Source organism: Teredinibacter sp. KSP-S5-2 (assembly GCF_032773895.1).
In the GTDB taxonomy this organism is placed as follows: domain Bacteria; phylum Pseudomonadota; class Gammaproteobacteria; order Pseudomonadales; family Cellvibrionaceae.
In genome coordinates this window covers 2,055,505-2,081,263 of the sequence record NZ_CP120416.1, presented here as the reverse complement: position 1 = coordinate 2,081,263, position 25,759 = coordinate 2,055,505, and the positions used below count along the sequence as shown (strand labels likewise).

At 43.6% G+C, this 25,759-nt stretch carries 19 protein-coding genes; 7 read left to right on the top strand and 12 right to left on the bottom strand.

Features of this window, described 5'->3' with window-relative positions; translation table 11 throughout:
- The first annotated feature begins 286 nt into the window (after positions 1 to 286).
- Positions 287 to 1,795 carry a sodium/proton antiporter NhaB gene (gene nhaB, locus P5V12_RS09350; protein ID WP_316957088.1) on the top strand — a complete coding sequence of 503 codons (1,509 nt, stop codon included), beginning with the start codon at positions 287 to 289 and terminating at the stop codon, positions 1,793 to 1,795.
- A 34-nt stretch (positions 1,796 to 1,829) separates the two neighbouring features.
- On the opposite strand, the gene dnaQ is transcribed toward nhaB, so the two are convergent.
- The 3 genes from dnaQ to P5V12_RS09335 are packed head-to-tail and all read right to left on the bottom strand — an operon-like array spanning position 1,830 to position 3,891.
- Complete coding sequence (gene dnaQ / locus P5V12_RS09345; protein ID WP_316957087.1) at positions 1,830 to 2,546, bottom strand: DNA polymerase III subunit epsilon; 717 nt, start codon at positions 2,544 to 2,546, stop codon at positions 1,830 to 1,832.
- Entirely contained in the window at positions 2,543 to 2,977 is a 435-nt protein-coding gene (gene rnhA, locus P5V12_RS09340; RefSeq protein ID WP_316957086.1) for a ribonuclease HI, read from the bottom strand. The genes dnaQ and rnhA overlap by 4 nt, the downstream gene beginning before the upstream one ends.
- Before the next feature lie 23 nt (positions 2,978 to 3,000).
- Entirely contained in the window at positions 3,001 to 3,891 is an 891-nt protein-coding gene (locus tag P5V12_RS09335) for a class I SAM-dependent methyltransferase (protein WP_316957085.1), read from the bottom strand.
- Between the two features lie 100 nt (positions 3,892 to 3,991).
- On the opposite strand from P5V12_RS09335, the gene gloB reads away from it, so the two are divergent.
- Both gloB and P5V12_RS09325 read left to right on the top strand, forming a co-directional pair.
- Positions 3,992 to 4,822: a hydroxyacylglutathione hydrolase gene (gene gloB, locus P5V12_RS09330; protein WP_316957084.1), complete on the top strand. Its 831-nt coding sequence runs from the start codon at positions 3,992 to 3,994 to the stop codon at positions 4,820 to 4,822.
- Between the two features lie 91 nt (positions 4,823 to 4,913).
- Positions 4,914 to 6,518: a LysM peptidoglycan-binding domain-containing protein gene (locus P5V12_RS09325; protein WP_316957083.1), complete on the top strand. Its 1,605-nt coding sequence runs from the start codon at positions 4,914 to 4,916 to the stop codon at positions 6,516 to 6,518.
- Between the two features lie 12 nt (positions 6,519 to 6,530).
- Here the strand turns inward: P5V12_RS09325 and P5V12_RS09320 are convergent, their stop codons facing one another.
- A complete protein-coding gene (locus P5V12_RS09320; protein ID WP_316957082.1) occupies positions 6,531 to 7,904 on the bottom strand; it encodes an HDOD domain-containing protein in 1,374 nt (457 codons plus the stop codon).
- Between the two features lie 272 nt (positions 7,905 to 8,176).
- Here P5V12_RS09320 and P5V12_RS09315 point away from each other — a divergent pair, with 272 nt between their 5' ends.
- Genes P5V12_RS09315 through P5V12_RS09300 form a run of 4 tightly spaced genes read left to right on the top strand, consistent with a single transcriptional unit; the run spans position 8,177 to position 13,725 of the window.
- Positions 8,177 to 10,000 (top strand): extracellular solute-binding protein, encoded by a 1,824-nt coding sequence (locus P5V12_RS09315; RefSeq protein ID WP_316957081.1) that lies wholly within the window; start codon positions 8,177 to 8,179, stop codon positions 9,998 to 10,000.
- A gap of 8 nt (positions 10,001 to 10,008) precedes the next feature.
- Complete coding sequence (locus P5V12_RS09310; protein ID WP_316957080.1) at positions 10,009 to 11,103, top strand: microcin C ABC transporter permease YejB; 1,095 nt, start codon at positions 10,009 to 10,011, stop codon at positions 11,101 to 11,103.
- A gap of 6 nt (positions 11,104 to 11,109) precedes the next feature.
- A complete protein-coding gene (locus P5V12_RS09305; RefSeq protein ID WP_316957079.1) occupies positions 11,110 to 12,129 on the top strand; it encodes an ABC transporter permease in 1,020 nt (339 codons plus the stop codon).
- 9 nt (positions 12,130 to 12,138) lie between these two features.
- A complete protein-coding gene (locus tag P5V12_RS09300) occupies positions 12,139 to 13,725 on the top strand; it encodes an ABC transporter ATP-binding protein (protein ID WP_316957078.1) in 1,587 nt (528 codons plus the stop codon).
- A gap of 385 nt (positions 13,726 to 14,110) precedes the next feature.
- On the opposite strand, the gene P5V12_RS09295 is transcribed toward P5V12_RS09300, so the two are convergent.
- From P5V12_RS09295 to P5V12_RS09260, 8 genes are all read right to left on the bottom strand, one after another.
- Positions 14,111 to 14,641 (bottom strand): response regulator transcription factor, encoded by a 531-nt coding sequence (locus tag P5V12_RS09295; RefSeq protein WP_316957077.1) that lies wholly within the window; start codon positions 14,639 to 14,641, stop codon positions 14,111 to 14,113.
- On the bottom strand, positions 14,634 to 15,887 hold the full coding sequence (locus P5V12_RS09290) for a HAMP domain-containing sensor histidine kinase (protein WP_316957076.1): 1,254 nt from the start codon (positions 15,885 to 15,887) through the stop codon (positions 14,634 to 14,636). Before P5V12_RS09290 ends, P5V12_RS09295 begins: the two co-directional genes overlap by 8 nt.
- A complete protein-coding gene (locus tag P5V12_RS09285) occupies positions 15,878 to 16,339 on the bottom strand; it encodes an isoprenylcysteine carboxylmethyltransferase family protein (RefSeq protein WP_316957075.1) in 462 nt (153 codons plus the stop codon). The genes P5V12_RS09290 and P5V12_RS09285 overlap by 10 nt, the downstream gene beginning before the upstream one ends.
- 127 nt (positions 16,340 to 16,466) lie before the next feature.
- Positions 16,467 to 18,134, bottom strand: a complete 1,668-nt coding sequence (locus P5V12_RS09280; RefSeq protein WP_316957074.1) for a chitinase — start codon at positions 18,132 to 18,134, stop codon at positions 16,467 to 16,469.
- A 348-nt stretch (positions 18,135 to 18,482) separates the two neighbouring features.
- Positions 18,483 to 19,802, bottom strand: coding sequence for a diguanylate cyclase (locus P5V12_RS09275; protein ID WP_316957073.1), 1,320 nt, complete (start codon positions 19,800 to 19,802; stop codon positions 18,483 to 18,485).
- A 413-nt stretch (positions 19,803 to 20,215) separates the two neighbouring features.
- On the bottom strand, positions 20,216 to 21,529 hold the full coding sequence (locus tag P5V12_RS09270) for a hypothetical protein (protein WP_316957072.1): 1,314 nt from the start codon (positions 21,527 to 21,529) through the stop codon (positions 20,216 to 20,218).
- A 500-nt stretch (positions 21,530 to 22,029) separates the two neighbouring features.
- Positions 22,030 to 23,715, bottom strand: coding sequence for a hypothetical protein (locus tag P5V12_RS09265; protein ID WP_316957071.1), 1,686 nt, complete (start codon positions 23,713 to 23,715; stop codon positions 22,030 to 22,032).
- A 143-nt stretch (positions 23,716 to 23,858) separates the two neighbouring features.
- Positions 23,859 to 25,226, bottom strand: coding sequence for a hypothetical protein (locus tag P5V12_RS09260; protein ID WP_316957070.1), 1,368 nt, complete (start codon positions 25,224 to 25,226; stop codon positions 23,859 to 23,861).
- Between the last annotated feature and the right edge of the window lie 533 nt (positions 25,227 to 25,759).

Sequence of the window (25,759 nt, the reverse complement as noted above, 5' to 3'; positions counted from 1 at the left end):
CAACTCATCCTTAAGAAAAAGTCTCGATTTTGTCACAATCGTTTGAATCGCGAACAATAAATAAACAGCAATCGCAATTTTTAGTCATTTTCTATGCAAAAGCCAGATTTTGTATTGCTTTTTAACGACAATTCATTCATTTTTAACTTCTTTCCCCACCCGCCAGCATTCAAGATCAAGGCTAGCGCATTTTTTAAAAATTAAGGTATACATAACCAAATATGACGAATGCTCAGCGATTGATCTACTCTTCACTAATAAAAAGATCTTTTCGGAGTGTCAAAAAATGACTCAGTCCTCTGGTTCTGTTTTAAAAGCCTTTGGGGCAAACTTCCTTGGGCCCAGTGCTACTTGGTACAAACAAACCATCATCGCATTTTTACTGATTAACCCTATTTTGGTCTATATAGACCCATTTTTGGCTGGTTGGGTATTAATCGGTGAGTTTATTTTCACCCTGGCTATGGCACTGAAGTGTTATCCATTGCAACCGGGTGGACTGCTGGCAATTGAAGCATTAGCTCTCGGTTTAACCACTCCCCACAACGTTTATCACGAACTGCATTCCAATTTTGCAGTGATTTTATTGTTGATTTTTATGGTCGCAGGTATCTATTTCATGAAAGACCTGCTGCTTTACGTATTCACCAAAATCCTGCTAGGTATACGCTCAAAAACCATTCTATCGGTTCTCTTTTGCGCCGTAGCAGCTTTTCTTTCCGCTTTCCTCGATGCTCTAACTGTCACAGCGGTGTTAATCAGTGTTGCCGTTGGCTTCTACTCGGTTTACCACAAATTCGCATCAGGCAAACAAACGCATATGGATCATGACCATTTTTCAGATGGTTCTATTCATGAACAACACAGACAAGATTTGCAGGAATTTCGCAGCTTTTTACGTAGCCTTGTTATGCATGGTGCAGTTGGTACCGCATTAGGTGGTGTGTGTACATTAGTTGGAGAGCCACAAAACTTACTTATCGGCGAAAAAGCTGGCTGGAAATTTGTCGAGTTTTTCCTGGTTATGGGCCCTGTGTCAATTCCGGCAGCGTTGTCCGGCCTGGTAACCTGTATCCTGCTGGAAAAGACCAAAATATTCGGCTACGGAGCCAAGCTTCCAGAAAATGTCAGAAAAGTACTAAATCAGTTTAATCAAGAGACTGTTGATAAACTCACAGTGACAGATAAAGCCGAATTGATTGCTCAGGCTGTGGTCGCAGTTACGTTGGTTTTAGCCCTTGCACTGCAACTAGCGGAAGTTGGGTTGATCGGCTTGATGGTCATTGTTTTACTCACCACAATGCGCGGAATAACAGACGAACATCGCATCGGCCATGCTTTTGAAGAGGCCCTTCCTTTTACCGCTCTTCTCGCCGTGTTTTTTGCTATTGTTGCCGTCATTCACGACCAGCACTTATTTGCACCAATCATTAATTTCGTTTTATCCCTAGACCCAGATGTACAAAAACCCATGTTTTTTATCGCTAACGGCGCATTATCAATGATCAGCGATAACGTATTTGTGGCAACCGTCTACATCAACGAGGTAAAAGCAGCATTGGATGCGGGAACTATCACTCGGGAGCATTTTGATGCCCTGGCTGTTGCAATCAATACAGGGACAAACCTACCCAGTGTTGCTACACCAAATGGGCAGGCTGCGTTCCTGTTCCTATTGACATCAGCTCTGGCACCACTTATCCGACTGTCATACGGCAGAATGGTGCTAATGGCTTTGCCGTACACCGTGGTGTTAAGCGTGGTTGGTTTACTTGCTGTGACCTACAATCTGTAGGCTCCCCCTATACGCCACCTTGCTAGCGAGGTGGCTACGACTCATGTAGCCAAAGGCACTTCCCGCCGGAGGCTTTATCAACGACTTCGAGCTTCTTCCTATGTGCTTCCAGCTCTTCCGCTGTTGCTTGAATGACTTTTAAGCGTGGTCGGTTGGAGTCGATACGAATAACCACTTCTTCCCCATCATCGTTATCACCTGAGGACATACTGGAACTCAGCGCCAGATTGGTCTGACCACCAGTCATAGCTAGGTATACATCCGCCAGAATTTCCGAATCCAGTAATGCGCCATGGAGATCACGTTGGGAGTTGTCCACCATGTAACGCTTACACAACGCATCCAGATTATTCTTTTGCCCTGGGTGTTTCTTTCTTGCTAAGACAAGTGAATCCAGGACTTTACAGCGGTCTTCAATAGTTCCTAAAGCTGGGTTAACCTGTTTAAGCTCATGATTTAGGAAGCCTACGTCGAATGGTGCGTTATGGATAATAAGTTCTGCACCATCAATGAATTCGAGAAAGTCATTCACAATGGCATCAAACGTCGGCTTATCAGCCAAGAACTCCTGGGTGATACCGTGCACCTCAATCGCGGCCTCATCGATATCCCGGTTCGGCTGGATATACTGATGGTAATGGTTGCCGGTTAGCTTTCGATTCACCAACTCAACACAACCAATTTCAATGATTTTATGGCCCTGCTGTGGCTCAAGGCCGGTGGTTTCGGTATCGAGTACGATTTGTCTCATGAAAGTTCGTCTATGCCTCTATTTGCCAACTGATCTGCAATTTCATTCTCTCGGTGGCCGGAATGACCTTTCACCCAACGCCAGTCAATCGTGTGTTTCTCTGTTTGTAGATCAAGCAATTGCCAGAGATCCGCATTTTTGACCGGTTTTTTGTTCGCAGTCTTCCAACCATTCTTCTTCCAGTTTTTCATCCATTCGGTGATACCTTTACGGACGTACTGCGAGTCGGTAGTCAATACCACGTCACAAGGTTCTTTCAGGGCCTCAAGGCCTGATATTGCTGCCTGTAACTCCATTCGGTTGTTAGTCGTATTCTTTTCACCACCATAAAGTGGCTTCTCATTATTGCCGTAGCGCAAAAGTGCACCCCAGCCGCCTGGACCAGGGTTACCCCGGCAGGCACCATCAGTAAAAATTTCTACTTTTTTCAACAGGTTAACTCTATTTTTTGATGTTATTTCCAGCCTTTTTGCGCCTTTTTAATTCGGGCTGCGGCATTAGATGAGGTTCGAACAGGTTCGGGCAAGGGTACCACACCAATTAAATCCGCTGAAACCCAGGAACGCTTAATCGGTGTCAGGCCAACTTTGTCTTTGCGCGCAAGGATACAGTAGATTGAACCACCTGGGATACGCCCTATTCCTCCCCATTTTTTCGGCAACTTAGCATGCTGAATATAGGATTCGTTATTCACTGGTAAGTTACGATGTGCGTAGCACTTGCCAACACTGGAGCAATCCAGAAATTCAAGCCAGTCTTTTATTCGAGAAGTTCGCAGTCTATTTCTGCGCCAAATTGCGCCCAATCGAAACAAATTGGCAAAAGGCTGAACTAGCCCGGTGAGACTATTAGGGTTAAAACCAAAAATGAGGATGTAACCTCTGGAAATGGTTACCCTGGCGGCCTCCTTGAGAACTTGCTGGGGTTGATCAGTAAAATCCAGTACATGGTGGAGAATCGTGACATCCACCACTTCATCTGGCAGGGGTAATGCGGTAAATTCGGCGGCGGCTTTAACATTACAGGCCTGAATGCCACTATATTGATTCAGATGCTTCGCCCGATTAAGGCAAGGGTTTAACGCGAAACAGTGGTTAATTCGACTCGAGGTGGTCAGATTTTCCTCAGGAACAACACTAAGTTGCATCAGGTGATACCCAAAGAGGTTGTTCAGCTCCTGTTCGAGCATTTGGCGTTCAGCCTGGATAATATACTTGCCCAATGGTGTGGCGAACCAGGCCGATAACGCCTGACTGGATTCCTGTATAGGCGGTGTACTTAAACTGGCCTTAAAGTCATTGAATCTATGCTGTAGATTATCTACTTTAGATTTTAAGATCTTCATAAGTGAAGCCATACCCAACTCCCGGGAATGAGAACGACAAAACCGTTACAAACCGTGTTTTTCAAACTATAACAAAGTATACGCTTTCAGGATTAAGTTTGTGGACAGAGAAAGCTTTACTACCATTTTAGGTAGATTACATATAGACGCCGTTCCCATTCTGAACACCAATTATGTCTGGATTATCCGTCATGCGGATCACGAAGGAGCATATTTATTGGATCCCGGCGACGCTGCGCCATTAAAACGCCACCTGACACAAAACAACCTTGCCTTAAAACAAATCATCATGACCCATAGCCACTGGGATCATATTAATGGCCTTGATGAGATGCTACGCTGGAAAAAAGTGGATGTTATCGGCCCAGAATGCTCAGTAATTCCTCAGGTGACAACTCCCGTAGCAGAAGGCAGTCGCTTTCAACTATGGAACAATGTTGAGGTACAGGTACTACACACACCGGGCCACCTGCCTGAACATCTTTGCTATTACCTGCCAAACGGCAACCAGCCGGTGGTTTTCTCCGGTGACATCATTTTTTCCGCTGGTTGTGGACGAATCTTTAACGGAACCCATGCCGAACTGTACAACAGCTTACAGCGATTAAATGCGCTACCAAGCCACACACAGGTATGCTGCTCCCATGATTACATCATGGATAATCTGGAATTTGCCAAACACGTCGAGCCAGATAACCCCTATTATCAAGAGCGAATTAAAAGCGTTATTTTGCGGAAAAGAATGGGAAAAGCAGCAATCCCTACCAGTATCCAAGCTGAAAGATTGATTAACCCATTCTTACGTTGCGGAGAAAAAAGTATTCAACAAAGCGTAAAACGCTTTAGCCAGGAATCTAACCACCCGCTTGGAATACCAACCAATGACCTTGAGGTTTTTACTCTATTGAGGGACTGGAAAAACCAATTTTAACCATTTTATGACAAACATAATTTGGATTTTATTACGCAACGCTATAGACTGCGCCCAGATAAATACGAGTTTTAACAGCGTAAAAAGTTATATGTTTGTCATTCGCCACCGCGTAACGTCTCCACTTATTGCCTTTTTACTTATCTCCCTGCTGTCTGGATGCAGCCAGCTATTGGCAACTAAAACACCTCCAGCAGAGCCTTTAACCTCTGAACCAACAATTGCGATTGACGAAAACGATTGTATTGTTACAGAGCAAGACTGGGACGAGTTCCCTCCTCTTGTTGCCCCGGACATATGGGAACGTATTCGCAGCGGCTACCAGTTAGCACATGTCGATAATAAGTGGATTCACCAACAACGAGACTGGTACGCCAAACACCCGTCATATATGGAACGCGTCGCTAAACGCGGCGGCAGTTACATCTACCATATCGTTGAGGAAATCGAAAAACGCGGCATGCCAATGGAACTGGCGTTATTACCCATCGTGGAAAGTGCTTTTGACCCTTTTGCCTACTCCCATGGTCGGGCATCCGGCATCTGGCAAATTGTACCTCGGACAGGCAAAGGTTTAGGCCTGAAACAGAACTGGTGGTACGACGGTCGACGGGATATTTTGGCTTCAACAGAAGCCTCTCTCTCCTATCTTGAACGACTGTATACACGGTTTGATAACGACTGGTTATTAGCTCTCGCGGCTTATAACAGCGGCCCTGGCAATGTGTCTCGCGCAATTCGAAGAAACAAACAAAAAGGAAAGCCAACGGACTATTGGAACCTGAAGTTGCCACGTGAAACACAGGCCTACGTTCCCAAACTATTAGCATTGAAAGAAATCGTGTTACAGCCTGATCTATTCAGTTTGAACCTCCCGCGTATAGAAAACCAATCCCACTTTGCAGTGGTCGATACGGAATCCCAGATCGACTTAGCACAAGCAGCGGATATAGCGGGAATATCAATGGATGAATTGTACAAGCTCAACCCGGCGTTTAACCGTTGGGCTACAGACCCTGGCGGTCCTCACCAACTGCTTATACCAGTTGCCAATGAAGAACAATTTCGCGAAGGTCTAAAACAGATTCCACCAGAACAAAGGGTCACATGGAAGCGCTATAAAATCCGCCCAGGGGATACGCTTTCGGTGATCGCAGCGAAATACCACACAAGCACCCAATCTCTAAAAGCCATTAATAACCTGCGAGGCAATACTATCCGAGCAGGAAAAACCTTGATGGTTCCTGTGGCCAGCAAAGGCAAAAGCCACTACAGCTATAGCTCAACCGAACGTTTGGCTAAAAAGCAACAAACAGTTGGGCAAAATCAGTCTGGGCAAAAAATCACACATATAGTGCAAAAAGGCGACTCCTTTTGGTCCATAGGCCAAAAGTACAAAGTCAGCCCCGGTAAAATTGCCAAGTGGAATAATATGGCACCAGCAGACCCAATCAAACTGGGCCAAAAGCTGGTGCTCTGGACCTCTTCAAATCAGGTGCCACGAACAACCGGTTCGCAAGGTATTATCCGAAAGGTTTCATATACTGTGCGTAAAGGCGATTCGCTACATCGTATCGCCGACAAGTTCCAGATACGGGTGTCAGACATTCTCGCCTGGAATCAACTTAAGGTTTCGAGCTACCTGCAACCAGGGCAACCTCTGACGCTATTCGTTGATGTCACGCGGGTAAACTAAGTCAGACTGCGATTAGCTCTTGGTGCTCAGTAAACTTAAGTTGAGCTGAGCTTGACTGGTGAAATGTTTGAAACTCTCGTATTGCTCACTGCTAAGCTTGCCACCAAACTTCCACCGGTCGGCATAGAAAATCGCAACCTTCCTCTGTTCAATTTTAAGTACCGAAACAAAAGAAGGAAATTTGCCCACAATTCGGACAATGTCATCCGAATACAAGTACGGACTTGTAAACACCATATCCTGAGTAAACCAATGACTGCCGCCCGCGGTAATTGCCTGGGTGAAGATGTTTTCGCTGTACGGGCCGATATCAAAGATAAAACTGCTACGCCAATGTTCAGTTCCCTCTCCCAGTGCGTAACGAGACTGCAGCTTATGGCCTTGAATAAAGGCAATGACCACCCTTTCTAACCCCACCCCTCGGTGCATACCTTCCAGCACCATTTGGAAAATAGTATTGACGTCGATACGCTCTTGAGTTGCGTTGGTTAAATCCCGAAGAATGCTCAGTTGTAACTGAGGGTCACCCTTTAAAATTTTAGGAACAGGTTTCTCTGGTTTGGGCGACAGCTTCTTCATACTACTAGGAATCAAGGGGCAAACTTCGGATACTCCGTAGTTCAACGCTGTCTCAGCGGCGTCATCAGCCCCTTTCTTAACCAGTGCCAATGCCAGTTCTTCGTCAACCTGAGCAAACTCCGCTACCTCCTTCACCACTTTATACGCCTGGGGACTATCCCAGCCATACAGCGCTGCACGGCTTAGGCGTTCACCAATAATCACGGATTTCACCTTGTCATCTGGGTGCGTGCTCGGATACAGCGCCCGCTCAAGGGTTTCGCCTAGCTTCCAGTGTTTTGCTAGCTCCTTTGATATTGCTTTAAACGAGGTTCCCAATACCTTCTCAATAGCTTGTTTTCGCTCTTTGGGGTCATCGCTGTATAAGCCAGGCTCATCGACCTGAAGGTTCTCACAGGACCAATAAGCCATTTCACCAAGGTTATAGAGCAAGGCCGCAATAAAGACCTCCTCGGCCGACTGACTGTCATTACGTTCAACTAAATTTCTTGCTTGAGTTGCGGCATGAAACCCCTGCGCAATTAACTTTAATAGTCGCTCTGTTGGCTTATCCTTCAACAGGGTGTCCATAACCAGCAGCGAGATACAAATTGCTCTCATGCCTTTCAAGCCAATAAGAACAATGGCACGACTTACGGTACTGATCTGTTGCCGACTGTAGTTGTACTGGACGCTATTGGCGACTCTCAATACATGGGATGTCAATTTAGGGTCGCGAAGAATGACTTCAGCCAACTGATTCATATCCGCATCTTCATCACCCGTTATTTTGTTTAACTCGACAATGACATTGCTCAAAACGGGCATATTTTGGCGCCGCAATGAATTTACCCACGCATTTAAGCCCTTTGTTGCCATTTATTACCCCAGAAAGAAGTTTTTGACGAATAGCTGCTTTAAAATGAGTTTAGTTCAGTAAACGCAAACTTAGAGGACAAAACACTGTCATATTTATCAATGAAAACAGATTCATTACATTTGCAGGCTTTTGAATTAGACTTAGGACGAGTCGGATACCGTTAGTTAATCTAGCATTGCGAACGTAAAGTATAAAAATCAATCAAAACGAACTAGGTCCTATGAGAATAGTTATCTCCCTTTTTGTCGTACTTTCATTATTTACACCATTAAGCCAAGCGGCTGAAGAAAAAATAACCATCAGCAACAGCATTAGCCTTCATGCTGAACCTCAATATGGACCAAATTTTAAGCATTGGGATTACGTTAACCCGAATGCCCCCAAAGGTGGGTACATTACCCTTGCCTCTCAAGGTGCATTCGATAGTTTTAATCGACACGGCTTACGGGGCGACACCCCGCCCGGAATTGAAAGCTACATTTTCGATTCGCTGATGGTCGGCAATGGTGACGAAGACTCCGTGCTATACGGATTAATTGCAGAAAAAATTGAGTATTCAGAAGATTATTCCTGGGCAATCTTTCACATCAACCCCCAAGCCACATTCCAGGACGATTCCCCTATAGAAGCATCGGACGTTGCTTTTACCTTTAACAAGATCATGACCGAAGGCGTTCCATTTTTTAATCGTTATTACAAAGATACGACTGTAGAGGTTTTGGACAAATACCGAGTTAAATTTACGATAGCCAACCCCGAATTACCTAAATTAATTTCACTATCGTCATTAATCGTTTTTCCTGAGCATTATTTCAAGGAAAAAAACCTTTCCGAACCGTTTGATACGCCCCCTCTTGGCTCGGGGCCATACAGTATTCACGACTATAAAATGGGTAGTTATGTTGAGTACAAACTGAAAGATGATTATTGGGCAAAGGATCACCCAACGCGAAAGGGCTTAAATAACTTTAAATATATTCGTTATGAAACCTATCTGGATGAATCGGTCATGCTAGAAGCCTTTAAAAAAGGTGAATACGACTTTCGACAGGAAAACAGCTCGCAACGTTGGGCGACAGCATACAACGGTAAGAACTTCGACAAAGGGTACATTATTCATCAACAGATCCCGCATCAAATTCCCGGTGAAACTCAGGTGTTCGCCTTTAATGTACAGCGCGATCATTTTAAATCACGTGAAGTTCGTGAAGCCATTACTCAAATGTTTGATTATGAGTGGACCAACAAAAACCTGTTCTACAACTTGTATAAAAGAAACACAACCTATTTTCGCAACACCAAATATCAGGCAAAAGGTTTACCCGAAGGAAAAGAATTAGAAATCTTACAAAAAGTAAAAGATGAGCTGCCACCTGAAGCCTTTACTCAAGAGTTTCAGTTACCTCAAACAAAAGGTGATGGCAATATTCGCCCTCAAATGCGTAAAGCAGTAGCTTTATTGAAAAAAGCAGGCTACCAGCTTAATAAAGAAAAGAAAATGGTTCACAAGGATACCGGAAAAGCCCTTGAATTTGAGTTTATTACCTACTCGCCAGCCAGTGAAAGATTTGTTATCCCGTTTAAGGAAAACCTGGCAAAAATTGGTATCACCATGAATATTAAAATGCTGGATACCACCCGCTACTTGAATCGTTTACGCGAGCGAGATTATGACATGCTTATTCATGCCTTAGGTGGCGGCTCATTTCCATCAGCAGGCCTCAGAAACGAGTGGCACAGTAAATACGAGGATTCCACCTACAACGCAACAGGAGTAACCAGTAAAGCCGTTGACTTTCTTGTGGAAGGTATTATTAATAACCAGAAAAATGAAGAAATGTTAACCGCATATGGCCGGGCATTTGACCGTTTTATATTGTGGAATTACTATGCGATTCCACAGCAGTATTCGCCAGATTTTAAAATCGCTTATTGGAATAAGTTTGGCATCCCCCAAACCCGTCCAAAACTGGACCTGGGTGTTATGGCATGGTGGATAGATTCGGAAAAGGAAAAAGCATTACCTAAACGAAACGCACGCTAGGTTTTATTGTGTCAGCCTATATTATTCGTCGATTACTATTAGTAATACCCACATTACTTGCCATCATCACTATTAATTTTATCATTGTTCAATTGGCCCCGGGCGGGCCAGTTGATCAAATGATTGCGATCTACCAAGGTCATGACGCCTCCATGCTCGATCGTATTACCGGAAATAATTCCGCGGATACAGGTAGTCAGGAACGAACCATCGGCGATAGTTCATCTTCTTATCGCGGTGCAAGCGGCCTAATGGCGGAAGATATTGCCGAAATTGAAAAGATGTTCGGTTTCGACAAACCACTGCATGTACGTTATTTCACTATGCTCTGGGACTACCTGCGCTTCGACTTTGGTGACAGTTTATTTCGTGGCGGCAGTGTTGTTGATTTAATTGTTGAACGCCTACCTATTTCAATTTCTTTAGGTATATGGACAACACTTATTGTCTATTTAATTTCCATACCGCTTGGCATAAAAAAAGCCATTAAACACGGCTCACATTTTGATATCTGGACTTCAAGTTTAATTTTTGCCGGCTATGCTATTCCCTCTTTTTTATTTGCTATTTTTCTAATCATTTTATTTGCCGGCGGCAGTTTCTTTAACTGGTTTCCATTAAGGGGTTTGGTATCAAGCAACTGGAGCGAACTAAGTACGCTAGGTAAAATAGTCGACTATTTCTGGCATATGGTGCTCCCTGTTACCGCAATGGTCATTGGCGGCTTTGCGAGTCTCACCATGCTAACCAAAAATTCATTCCTGGATGAAATCAGCAAGCAATATGTGATGACTGCCAGAGCAAAAGGACTGGAAGAAAAACAAGTACTATATGGTCATGTTTTTCGTAATGCCATGCTCATTATTATCGCCGGCTTCCCGTCGGCCTTTATAGGCATATTTTTCACCGGGTCACTGTTGATCGAAACCGTTTTCTCTTTAGATGGACTCGGTTTACTGGGCTTTGAAAGCACGTTACAAAGAGACTACCCAGTGATGTTCTCCACCTTATACGTTTTTACACTTATTGGTTTAGTTATGGGTATTGTCAGTGATGTGGCCTATACCCTGGTTGACCCCAGAATAGATTTCGAATCGAGGTAACTAGCATTGCTTTCTCCGGTTAATCAACAACGCTGGCAGAGATTTAAAAAAAACCGCCGTGCGATATGGAGCCTATGGTTGTTTTCCATTGTCTTCATTATTGCGCTTTGTTCAGAGTTAGTCGCCAACGATAATCCATTACTGATTCGCTATAAGGGCGATTGGTATTTTCCGGTAATTAACAGTTACTCAGAAACGGAATTTGGCGGTGATTTGGATATTCAGGCCGACTACACAGACGAATACATTCAGGAGCTGATTAATCAGGATGGTTGGATTATTTGGCCACTACTCCCATACAGTTACAACACCATTAATTACAACCTGACGACACCAGCCCCAAGTCCGCCTACAGCGGAAAACTGGCTGGGTACTGACGATAAAGGCCGGGATGTCATCGCCAATCTTTTATACGGCTTCAGAATCTCCGTCCTTTTTGGTTTTACTGTAACCATTTTTTCCGCAATTATTGGCATTGGTGCCGGAGCAGTCCAAGGGTTTTACGGCGGCTGGACGGATCTGCTGTTTCAGCGCTTTATTGAATTCTGGAGTTCGATGCCAACGCTATACATTCTTATTATTCTTGCCAGTATTGTGACACCGAACTTCTGGTGGCTACTGTTAGTTACCTTATTGTTCGGTTGGATGGGATTTGTTGGTGTAGTTCGAGCGGAATTTCTCAGAACACGTAATTTCGAATACGTACTTGCCGCACGAGCGATGGGTATGAACGATGCCAGAATCATGTTCAAACACATTTTACCCAACGCAATGGTTGCGACCCTGACATTTTTACCCTTTACCTTATCAGGCTCCATTACCATCCTTACTTCATTAGATTTCCTTGGGTTTGGCATGCCTCCGGGAACGCCTTCACTTGGCGAGCTCCTTGCTCAAGGCAAGAGAAACCTTCAAGCCCCCTGGTTAGGCTTCTCTGCCTTTTTTATTGTTTCGTTTATGCTCACAACACTCATATTTATCGGTGAAGGTGTTCGGGATGCATTTGACCCCAGACACGCTTCGTAAGCTTATTATATGTCTTTAGTTAAATTTAATAATCTAAGCATCGCTTTCAAACAAGCAGGAGCTTTACAGCAGGTAATTCATAACCTGAACCTGGATATATACGAAGGTGAGATTCTTGCTCTTGTAGGAGAAAGTGGATCAGGTAAAAGCGTAAGTGCCCTATCCATACCGCAGCTACACAACCCCAATTTGGTTGTATATCCAACCGGTTCGATTGAGTGGCAAGGCGAGGATGTACTGAGAAAAAAACCGAATGAAATACGTAAGCTTCGCGGCAACGACATATCCGTTATATTTCAGGAACCAATGACCTCCCTGAACCCACTGCATAAAGTGGGAAAGCAGATTACCGAAATTATCCAACTTCATCGCCCTCTCACACTGACAGAAGCTTTTGATGAAACCCTCCAGCTTTTAAATAAAGTAGGTATTCGTCAGGCGGAACAAAAAATCGGCGTTTATCCTCATCAGCTTTCCGGCGGTGAACGGCAGCGTGTCATGATCGCAATGGCATTGGCAAATAAACCCAAATTGCTTATTGCAGATGAACCCACTACGGCTCTTGACGTGACTGTCCAGGCACAAATTCTGGATTTAATGATTGAGATTCAGAAAGAATCCAATATGACCATTTTGTTTATCAGTCATGATCTCGGTGTGGTGCGAAAAATTGCGGACAGAGTTGCCGTAATGGAGAACGGAAATTTAGTCGAGGTAGGCAACAAAACAGAGTTGTTTAACTCACCGAAACATCCTTACACACAAAAATTGATAAATGCCGATCCAGGCGGTAACCCCCAAATTGTTTCTCCCGACAGCAATACAGTTGTAAAGGCCGATAATGTTAAAGTCTGGTTTCCAATTCAAAAAGGCATATTGAAGCGAACAGTTGGTTATATAAAAGCTGTCGACGACATCAGTTTTAATGTTCGCTCAGGAGAAACTCTGGGAATTGTTGGCGAAAGTGGTTCAGGCAAAAGCACACTGGCTAAAGCAGTACTCAAATTAACCTCCTCCGAAGGCACTATTGAAATTAATGGCAAAGATATCGCCACGTTGAAAAAGAACGAAATGCGAGATCTACGACGAGATATTCAAGTTGTGTTCCAGGACCCCTACGGCAGCTTAAGCCCTCGTATGTCTGTGGAAGAGATTATTCGAGAAGGTTTGGATATTCACCAAATCGGCAGCAAAGCTGAACGCAATCAGAGAGTCATCGAGGTAATGCGGGAAGTTGAACTCGACCCAGAATTGCGGCATAGATTCCCCAATCAGTTTTCCGGAGGGCAAAGACAACGCATTGCAATAGCTCGCGCATTGATTATGAAGCCCAAATTTATGGTTTTAGATGAACCCACATCATCGCTAGATAGAACCGTGCAGTGTCAAATTGTTGAATTACTGAGAAAACTTCAAATCGAACACCAACTGGCATATTTATTTATCAGTCACGATTTAAAAGTCGTTAAAGCCGTGAGCCATAAAGTAATGGTAATGAAAGAAGGAATCATTATCGAATCCGGTTCTGCTGACGAGATATTTCATTCTCCGAAAAATAGTTACACAAAAAATTTGATCGAAACGGCTTTTTCGTAAAAGCCCACGTTCTGCGACAATATGTCACATAGTCAAAACCATATTTTTTGTATAGACTTTCACTTGTTAGTTAGTAGATTCTTGTAGAACTTTAGACACTTTACATCCCCGTAAAGTGTCTTTTTTTTGCCTACTTTTCGCGATTTCACTCTTTCCCTTTTTACATCCACAAACCGCAATTTTTATTCCGCTTGGCAAGTTACGCTACAAAAATTTGATCTAAAACAAAGAGAAAAGCAAGCATTACTCGAGGCAAACTATCAAGCCTGAATAATTAGAAATATAAAAATAAGCATTCTTTAATACGCTGAATGCTCACACCAAAAGTGCCGCAGGTCATTTGAACAACAGAGAAAAATATTGGAAGCAAATAAGAAAAGGAAAATTATTTTTTGACGGGCTTCTTCTGTAGTTTGCGTTGCAAGGTGCGGCGGTGCATATTCAACTCTCTTGCCGCAGCCGAAACATTACCATTATTCTTTGCGAGAACACGCTGAATATGTTCCCACTCTAACCGCTTGGTTGACATTACCGAGTCTTCAATTTCAACTGTTGTGCTGTCCGCCCCTTCGTTTAGTGCAGCTAGAATTTCACTGATATTGGCAGGTTTCGGTAAATAGTTAACGGCACCCAGCTTTACGGCTTCAACTGCAGTTGCGATACTGGCGTAACCTGTCAGCATCAGTATTTTGATTTCTGGAAATAATCCGATCAGCTCCGGAATAAACTGGAGTGACACTTCATTTTCCAGTTTTAAATCAAGCACCGCAAAATCAAACCTTTGCTCACTACAGCACTCTCGGGCACCATCCAAGTCTCTTGCCCAAGATACGAGCATACCCTGAGCCTCAATTCCAGCTTTGGTTACAGTACCCAGAGCTTGGTCATCTTCAATTAATAAGAGCTTTTTAACCATAATTTATCAGCGGTAACTCAACAACGATTTGCGCCCCACCTTTCGGTAAGTTAGACATAACTATACTACCACCAAAGCTTTCGATTGTAGAATTCGACAAATACACACCAAGGCCGAGCCCGCCTTGCTTACTTGATATAAAAGGTCTACCAATATTCTCTATCGAGTCCAAAGCTATACCCTCACCGTCATCCGTTATTTCTATGATCAGTTTTTCTTCCACGCTAAAGCTGACCTTGACAGAGTGTTGTGCCGCATCACAGGCGTTTTCAATAAGGTTTGCTATTGCAAGTTTCAGCGACTGACCAAAACGTATTTGATTATCGCCTATTCCACTCACGGTGAAATCGATATGCGCATTAGGAAATACAAGCGAAAAATACTCTTTTAGCTGATCACGGAAATCAGAAACACTCTTCACCTCATTGGTTAAAGGTTCGGCAGCATCTGCCAGCCGCGTTAGATTTTGCAAGTGTGTTTTACACACACCAATCTGCGATTGAAGCAAGCCAATTTGCTCGGGAGATACTTGACCTTGCTGCCCCATGGTTTCTGAAAGAATAGCCAGAGTAGAAATCGGGGTTCCCAGAGAGTGCGCTGTACTCGCAGTCAAATTTGCCACCGCGATTAACTGCTCGTTTTTTAAAATCTTTTCTCTCGCTTCCGCAAGCTTTCTCTCCCCTTTTCGAACCGATTCGGCAGCATAATAGATAAAGATATATAGCAACACCGCACTGGCGACAAAGTTAAACCACATACCAACCAAGTGTAACTCGAAAGAACCCAGATTCATGCCCCGATGATGAATATGCGAGTCAGTAACCACCCAATAAGTGTAAACAGCGATTGCTAACACAAGTAAACTCATGGAGAAACGTTTGGGTAACAACGCAGCGGCAAGAGCAATGGGCACCAAAATTGACGAGGTAAACGGGTTACTACTGCCTCCCCCGATAAAAATCAGGTAGCCAATAAATATCACATCCGATAACAATAGGCATAAAGCTTCAATATCTGTAAGGGGAAACCGCCAGTTAAAACGCACGCCCCAACCAATCAGCAACAGTCCGTTCACACCAAACGCGAGCCAAACGTTAACTTCTGGCAAATTAATATCAAAGTAATAAATAACAGACAGGATAGTCAAACCACTAATGGCAAGCACCAACCCTTTAAGAATGACTAATTTCTTTAATAGCGCATTTTGTCTTTTTTTATCGGTACTTCGACCAAAGATCAAATCCATCGACGCACCCTCTTCTTATAGTTGACATACTCCTCGCCGAATTTTTTCTCTAACGCCTGCTCCTCATACGGAATCTGTGAAAAATTCATCCAGCCTACAAAAACCGGCAGTAAGGCAGCAGAAAACCAATTTCCAGACCACACAGAAAAAGCCCCCAAAACCAGCAGCATGGCCAAATACATGGGGTTACGTGAATAGGCATATACACCCGTGACAACTAACTGACTGGCATTTTCAGGCAGCATGGGGTTTACAGTTGTTTTATTTCGCTTGAAAAGCCGAGCAGAATAAAAAACTAAACCCAAAGAAGAAACAAGTAACACAAATGCAAATATATCTCTAAAGGAAAACTCAATCGAAAAGTCAGACTGAGGTCGAACGATCACAATTTGAGCGAAGAGACATAAAGCAAAAGATAATACAGGAGGAACTTTATATTTAATTGAAAGCATGGCAGGTCGAATAATCCAATAATTATTGATCAATTTTAGAGTATTCGAAAAATAAAAAAAGGAGGCATATGCCCCCTTTTTTTAAATTTAAGTTGAAAGCGTATGCCTTCCATTTTACTCCGGTCGATTAAGGCAAGCTGTGTACCTTGTCACCAATTGGACCAGAGAAAATAAACCCATCATATGCATCCCAGTTGATTGACCATGTCATCACACCGTTAAACGATGGATAGGTTCCGCCTGCGGTCAACGTACCGCAACCAGTGCCCGCAGTAATACAATCAAGAGCGCTAATGATATTGGCGTTTGTTGCCAAACCAGAACCGGCAGAAGCAGGACCAGAAGGCAGACCAAGAGCTACTTGATCAGGACGCAAGCCTTGGAAGAAGCCTCCATCAGCAGTCTCGAAACCTTCTATCAACATACGAGCAGAAGCAACCATCATATCAACGGTGCCAGCTGCATATGGGCCGGGTTGATATGGCGTTTGCAGGCCGCCGTTGTTGTACAACTGAACATGAAGAAGGTCTAACTGATCACGCAGAGCGTCAATGATTGGCAGGTAAGCACCCCAGATTCCAGAGTACGCGATAATGCCACCGTGAACATATGGATGCTCAGGAGCCATAGTCAGAACCATACCACCAACGTTAGCATCAATTGTGCGTAGCGAAGTCTTCAATCGAGCCTGGATCTGAGAACCATGCACCAACTGAGAACCACTTTCCAGGTCGATATCAAGACCGTCGAAGCCCCACTCATTAATGATACTAGTTAAGCTGCTTACAAAGTTTGCCTCATCAGCAGCAGTATTCAAGGTAATAGTACCTTCAGCACCACCCAGTGATAATACAAAAACTTTTCCACGAGCTTGTAACGCACGCATATCTTGCTTGAACTGCTCTGGGTCTAAAGCAGGACAGGTGCTGTGAATATCACCTGAGTACAGATTGAAATGTACGGTTCCGTTACTTGTAGGATCGTTATCAGCAAACGCAATATCAATTACATCCCACTTATCCGAGATATCAGCCAAACGCATTGGACAGCCAGCTGGATTAACAAAGTTATGCCAGTAACCAACTAGCGAGTGCTTAGGTATAACACCGTTACCGCCACCTGATGAGGATGAGCTTGAGCTACTGGAAGATGAACTTGAGCTACTTGAAGAGCTGCTGCTGGAAGAAGAACTTGAGCTACTTGAAGAGCTGCTGCTTGAAGAAGAACTACTGGAGCTGCCGCAGTTATCTGCACCAACATAACTCCAGGCATATTCTTGTGCCCAACCTACTCCGGGTTCGTATGCAGAATTACCACTTGAACACCAGCCACCAACTAGACATTCGTAAACACCACCAACATTAGATACCTGATCACCGTTTGCATAGGTAGCGCCAGCTTGATACACCTGAGCACTTGAACAACCGCCGCTAGATGAGCTGCTGGAAGACGAACTTGAGCTGGAAGAAGATGAAGAGCTTGAAGATGAACTGCTCGAGCTTGAAGATGAACTTGATGAGCTTGAGCTGGAAGAACTTGAGGAAGATGATGATGAGCCATTACATACATCATTAAAAACCCATTGCTGCCATGGGCCTGAGTTTAATTCTGGGTCTGCACCTTGAGTCCACCAGGCTGCTGTGTATTTGCTGCCTTTATGCTGAACGGCCGTACCACCACCGTATGCAGAAGATGCGTCCCACGTAGGGAGACCACTACAATCCACTGCCGCATAGCCATCAGATGCCATATATCCTGCGCTAATAAGCGCAATCGCAACTGCTTTCTTTAACATTACTGCCACCTCATATGAGTGATTTATTATGGTTATTCGCAACATCAATAGCTGACGGAAGTCGACAGCTTAAGATGATCTCGCCGACGCGGAACAATTGTGACGAGACAATGCTTTCAATGAACCTTCCGAGACCCAGCATCCAACTTATTGAAATTATTAAAGGTTTTACTGGGCAAAGATGAGTAATCTGGACTGTAAAATCGCGGCCGGCTCATCGGGCAGTAGCTATAATGCCGGCGTGCGAGCGGATTAATCAAGAGAATTTGGACACATATTCGGCATTATTAGAAATTAATATTTAAGTCTATTTCGTAAATTTCTAATAGCTATAAGAAATAAGCTACTCTAGCTTTCTTCGATAGGTTGAGTATCCGATGACACCACAACCCTGTTTCGCCCTTGGGATTTAGCGAGGTATAGCGCCGAATCGGCACGGTTTATCAAGCTGGAAATGTCTTCCGCTTTTTGAATTTCCGCCACACCAAAGGACGCTGAAAGCTGCAACCCTTCTGGCCACTTATGGGTAAGAATAATTAAACGAAGATTCTCAGCCACTTTTTTCGCTTGAGAAAGGTTTGTGTCAGGACAAAGCAGCACAAACTCTTCGCCACCCCAGCGGCCGAAGAAGTATTCAACCCGAATTTTCTGTTCGACTAATTGAGCGAAGTCTTGAAGAACCTGGTCACCAAGGTCATGACCGTAGCTGTCGTTAATATTTTTGAAATGATCTATATCGATAAATATCAAAGAAAAGCGACTCTTATCTCGATGATTACGTGCAATCAGGTGTAATAAATGACTTCTCAATCCCATGCGATTAAGCGCACCAGTCAAATGGTCTCTATTGGCCTGTTCCTGCAGTTCAATTTTTTCTATCGATAAGGCCGAGTTAATATCCTGTAATACTTCCTTGGTCTTTCTCTCGCTGGATACGGAGCGTTGAGCAGCGATAATATTGCCAACTAAAACGAGGAAACCAAAAGCCACCCACATAATAATGATGATTGAAGCCACTTGGCCATAGCTCAACCACTTCCCATGCAACTCAATCGATTCGATAAGGAGTTCGTGGTAACCCTCAGAACGATAATCACCAGTAGCAATTTGTAAGTGTGTAACACGATCCAACTCTGGGGCAGCCTGCAAAGGAGAAAGTCCCATCTCATTAACCCACCAGGGCGGAACAGCAAAGCTTTTTAATGGAATATCCAGAGGATAACTTTCTTTTGATGGATCGTACTGAACCTGATTAATTTTTCGAGTATTGGAATTACCTGGACGCGAGTACTCCAGGCCATAGTTAAGCAAGTAGGTTTTAACGTTTTGAATACCCGGGCCACTGGCCTTCATTCGCACACGAATGAAGTCAAATCTGGAAATATCAACAGGGTTATCATCTTCCGCTAACTTGACACTAATCTCACAGAAAGGCCATTGGTACTCTTTACTTAACTGACACGCCAAAACCTGGCCTTTATCTGTGGTCTCAAAAGTCGCGACACTTTTACCACCAACACCCCGGTCATCAATCAAATGTATCGGGAACTCAGGGGTTGCTAAATCAATAGCCATTATCCGTTCCATCCCTTTCTGATACCACGTAATCAAGCCAATGGTGACCATCAACAAGAAAATCAGACTTTTATCAGGTAGGGATAATCGCACGAATAGTTTCCTAGTTTTAAACTCTCAGTACTCAGCAAAAAGCAAGAGCCCATTACATAAAGCTTAGAACATTTTTGTCCTAAAGCTGCTATTTAATTTCAGAGCCTAATATAAACAGCGACAAAGGCCCGCAGGCGAACGGCGCGATACTATACAGCATCAAATATTGATCGACTACGAAAAAAGTGGCAATAAACGATAAGGAAAAGACCTATTTGAGAACTAAATAGAGTTTATATAAGCAATGAATCAGTATTGTTATAATATAACACCACGAATAATGCGCTCAAAAACAAATCCACAAGCCACCAACATTGCAATTAAATTACAATCAATAGGCATTCGAGACATAAATCATTCAAAGACGCAGAGCGCATTTCAGACAAGAATAACCGTGGACCAAAGAATGGTTTTTACTCAAAAATACGAGTGAGATTTCTTAGTAGTACTAATAATAGAAACAGATGCACTATCCAAAATAGACTACCCCCACCAGAGCCAGCGGAAGAGGAGCTCGAACCTGATGATGAGCTGCTGCTTGATGAACTTGATGATGAGCTACCGGATGAACTTGATGATGAGCTACTCACTAAAGCACCATCCCCATCAGACCTTATTCGATGAATCGACATTTCCGCGGCACGTTCGCGCCATAGACGGGCCATATCTTCTGAATCCGGCCTGCCTAGAACACGGCCATTGAAAGTAACATCCGGACTCGAATAGTAGTTTATAGTGTTACCGCACATATGAGTTTTATCGCCACTTCCAGCGTCGTATCCGTAACCAAATCGCCAACTCGACCCACCTTCCTCGTGACAATGAGAACCTCCGACACTATGTCCGACTTCGTGACGATAAGCATTTGGCCATATATGCCCAACAACTTGCACATAACCCGGCGCGTACGCCCATCCCCCCGCCTCACCGTGAACTCCAGTGGGAAACTGAACAGATGCAACCAGATCCGGCTGTAAACGTTTTATATCATCGTAAAACCAGATTTCGACATCATTAAGAACTGAAGTCACGACACCCGGGTTTTCGGGATGAATCCCGGTACCGACGAGGTTTAACCGAACTCCCTCAACGCCCGAGTTAATCAAACCGCTATTCACCGAACCCACCAACATTGTGGCCTCGGCATTAACATCCCCCACCGCATCTGCAGCTGCTTGGGAAAAACCAATAAACGCATCAATGACAATATTGCCCTCCTCATCTGTTTCAGCAACAATCCCGTTGCTTGCTTTTTGCTTCTGCAGAACCTGCTTTCGATATACCTCCTCCCCAACTGGCAATTCCTGATCAAATAGAGGTGCTTTTGGTTTTGCCCTGTGAATAAATTGGTATCCAGATTCGGAAGAAGTCAAAGTGTACTGCTCTCCCCCAACTTCGAAATGTGCTGAAATTTTTTTATTTTTCTTGTTCACACCGATCGTAGTGTTGATGTACTCGCCGTGATCCTCACCGTTAAAATCACTCAAAAAACCATATATTATCTGCGTGTCCTGACTGTATTCTTTTTTTAATACCTTTAAATATCCTAACTCTGGAATGGTACTAATATCCGGTATATCCAAGCTACCATCGGATAAAAAGCCAATATTTAAAGTAACGTTTTCCCCAGAAGCATTAAATAGATTCTGTAGGCTTTGCGTATAACCTTGATGAACAAAAAAGAAACCACAAAGAAATAGAAGATGAGCACAAAACATCTTTTTCATTTTTTCTCTTACCACTGATCGAATGTCTGTTCGGAGTTAAACGGCCTTCACCATAGACATCTCAAACAGGAAAACTGAGTCAACCAAAACAAGTACACGCATTACCAGAAAAAACCACAAATAGACTGGTAATAGCGAATGATTTAACCCGAAACTTACAGCCAGTAATCTCCACTCTTTGCTTTGTAAACATAAATAGAAGAGATACTTGTCTGAAAAAACCTTGACCTACGATACAAGTGACTAAGGTCAAGTAATGGGACAAGACTTTAGCACTCATTATGCATGCATTAGAATATAAATTTATTTAGTGGAATTGACAGAAAACAAATCAATCATCGACACTCAGATTGCCGTTCACAGCCAATAAGCAGAGTGTAAAAAGGTAGATTAAAAAAACGGCACCCAAAATGGATGCCGAAAAAAGAGATTTGGTACAAGGGTTACTAATTCACAAATCTCAAACAGCTCTTAGAGCTAACAAAAAACAATATGGATGGTTACAAACAACTTCCGTTATTCGTCCAAACTTGCCATTGACCAGAGTTTTGCTCGGGGTTATCGCCTAGCGTCCACCAATTTGCGGTGTACTGAACGCCGTTTAACTGGGCACGGCTTCCACCAGAGTATACCGTCGCCGCATCCCAAAGAACTAAGCCAGAACAACTTACACCGCCGGAACTCGACGAAGACGAACTACTCGAGCTCGATGAGCTTGAACTTGAACTTGAGGTTGATGTAGAACTTGAGCTTGATGAGCTGGAACTGTTTGAACCACACGGGCCAATTAAATCCCACGCCATAGTCCAGTATTGGCCTACTCCAGGTTCATATGCCCAAGATGCAGTGGATGAGCACCAACCGCTCACCGTACAGCGGTATTCATTGGCCCGGTTTTGCACCAACGCTCCAACTGAGTAGCTCGTTCCCCCTACGTATTGGCTTGAGCTGCATACTCCACCACCTGACGATGAAGAACTGGAGCTTGAGCTTGAGGAAGAGCTACTTGAAGAACTCGAAGAAGAGCTGCTTGATGATGAGCTACTAGTTGACGAGCTGCCTCCCGTTGAGCTGATCCGGTGCATCGATATTTCCGCAGCACGTTCACGCCACAATCTCGCCATATCTTCCATATTGGGTCGTCCCAACACTCTTCCGTTGTAAGTAACATCCGGGCTCGAATAGTAGTTAATGGTGTTGCCACACATATGGGTTCTGTCGCCGTTACCTGCGTCATAACCGTAACCATAACTCCACCTTGAACCACCATCTGCCTGACAGTGAGATGCGCCAACGCTGTGGCCGACCTCGTGGCGATACGCGTTTGGCCAGGCATGCCCGACCACCTGAACATAACCGGGAGCATATGCCCAACCTCCCGCCTCACCTGGCGCTCCGGTAGGAACCTGAACAGATGCAACAAAGTCTGGCGATAAACGTTCGATATCCGCGCGAAACCAATTTTCAACATTACTGAGAACGGAAGTCACAACACCGGGATTCTCAGGGTGAATTCCCGTCCCAACAAGATTCAAACGAATACCTTGAATATTGGAGTTAATCAACCCGCTGTTTACTGACCCCACGAGCATCGCCGCCTCAGCATCAATATCTCCCACTGCATTTGCCGCAGCTTGAGAGAAGCCGATAAAGGCATCGATAACAATATCGCCATTCGCATCAATCTCCGCACGACTTAAGTCAGCATCTACCGCAGACTTGCTTACTTTGTTTTGCATATTCATTTTGGGAGGAGCAGGCAGTTCCTGATCGAATAGTGGCGTATCAGGTTTTTGTCTGTGAACAAATCGGTATCCCGAGGGAGAAGAACTTAACGCATATTGCTCTCCCCCTATTTCAAAGTGCGCTGAAATCTTTTTTGTCTTTTTATTAACACCAATTGTTGCATTGATATAGTCACCGTGATCCTGACTGACATCAGTGCGCAAATAACCATAAATAACTTCGTTATCACCTGCACTTTCCTTCTGCAGTACTTTTAAATAACCCAATCCGGGAATCACTGTTTCATTTTTAATATCCAAGCTGCCATCGGGCAAAAAAGCAGCATTTAAACTTGCTTTCTCACCAGACACATCAAACAAGTTAGGTGAACTTTGTGCGTAGCCGTTGTGAACGATAAAACACCCACTAGAAAGTGTGAGTGCAACAAGTAAATTTTTCATATTATGTTTCTCTTATAATTATCATTTAATTATTATTACTTTGTCGCCCCAACATTCACTGCTTTAAAAGCAATTACTCAGGCAATCACCCAATCAAAAACTTGGAGTTTTTTACCTAAAGGAATGTCAGATTAACCTCTTTTTTACCGCCTTCTAAAAAAACCACAAAGCAGCAACAAAAACATTACGCAGGAAAAACTCCCTCCACCGGAATTGGGTGACGCCAACCCCGAACCAGAAGAACTACTATTTGACGAACTTGAAGATGAGCTACTGCTCGAAGAACTGGATGAAGAGCTTGAAGTTGAACCGCCACTTGAAGAACTAGAGGCTGAACTGCTACTCGACGAATTAGATGAAGTACTGCTACTTGACGAATTTCCCCCTGCGAGACTGACTCTATGCATTGATATTTCTGCTGCACGTTCGCGCCATAGCCTGGCCATATCTTCTGTGTCAGGTCGACCTAATACTCGTCCATTAAAAGTAACTTCCGGGTTGGAGTAATAATTAATGGTATTACCACACATATGTGTTTTATCGCTACCGCCAGCATCAAACCCATATCCGTAACTCCACGGTGATCCGCCTTCATTTTGACAATGGGAAGCTCCAATACTGTGGCCAACCTCGTGACGGTAAGCATTTGGCCATGGCTGACCAACCACTTGAACATAGCCAGGAACATAAGCATAACCGCCCGCCTCCCCGGCAGCGCCTGTAGGCATTTGAACAGATGCAACAAAATCTGGTGATAAACGTTCGATATCGGCGCGAAACCAATTTTCAACATCATTGAGCGCCGAAACCACTATTCCCGGGTTTTCTGAATGAATACCAGTCCCAACAAGGTTAAGACGAATACCTTGAATATTTGAATTCATTAAACCGCTGTTAACAGAGCCCACCAGCATAGCCGCTTCTGCATCAATATCTCCGACGACGTCTGCAGCAGACTGAGAAAAACCAATAAATGCATCAATGACGATGTTGCCATTCATATCCGTCTCTGCACCAAGCAACCCACTGCCAACCGCCTCTTTTCGCAGCATACTCTCATTTAAAACCCTATGATTCACGGGCAGCTCCCGATCAAACTCAGGCAGTTCGGGTTTTGGTTTATGAACAAATCGATAACCCGTTCTTGTGGCATTTAGCGTGTACTGCTTGCCCTCAATTTCGAAGTGTGCGGAAATTTTCCTGTTTTTTTTGTTTACACCAATCGTAGTATTAATATATTCAAAATGATCCTGACTAACATCACTGCGCAAATAACCATAGATGACTTCACTCTCACTATTGCTTTCTTTCTGTAGTACTTTTAAGTACCCAAGGCCGGGAATTACAGTTTCATTTTTGATATCCAAGCTGCCATCGGATAAAAATCCTGCTTTTAAAACCGCCACTTCACCAGACACATCAAACAAGTTAGGAGAGTTTTGTGCAGACACTGGCTGAAAAACATAACCCCCACCAAACAACACCACAAACATGAAGCGAAAAATCTTCATAACACTCTCTTATTATTACAGTTTTATTACACTTTTATTTCAATCAAGCTCAGCCCACAGAATTAAGAGACCCCTCAATCCTGGCCTTCAAATATGTGCGTCCAATGGAAAATCGACCAATTTGTTTTTACAAGACAATTTTTTTATTTATATAGCTTGCACAAAGACAGCCATTTTTAACAAACGACAACAGCAAGAACAATGAATCGATTTCACATTTCATTGTTATTTTACAAAAACACAACAAACATGCCGAAAGAGGAAGATAAACACTCACCACACAACAATAAATTTCACGGATAAACAGACACAAGATTTCTGTTAACCCATTATTTCTGCATGCACAAACAACAACTATTACGGCATCACAACCAAAGCACCAACAACTTTAATTTCTACTTTTCATACTAAAAAAATCTGTTATTCTGTTTTTTAGACAAGAAAACCCCGCCAGTGCAAACAATTAAATCTTAAAAAAATACGTCAATATCAGAATGTAAAATATTTGTAAAATCTTCACAAAAATAAGACTC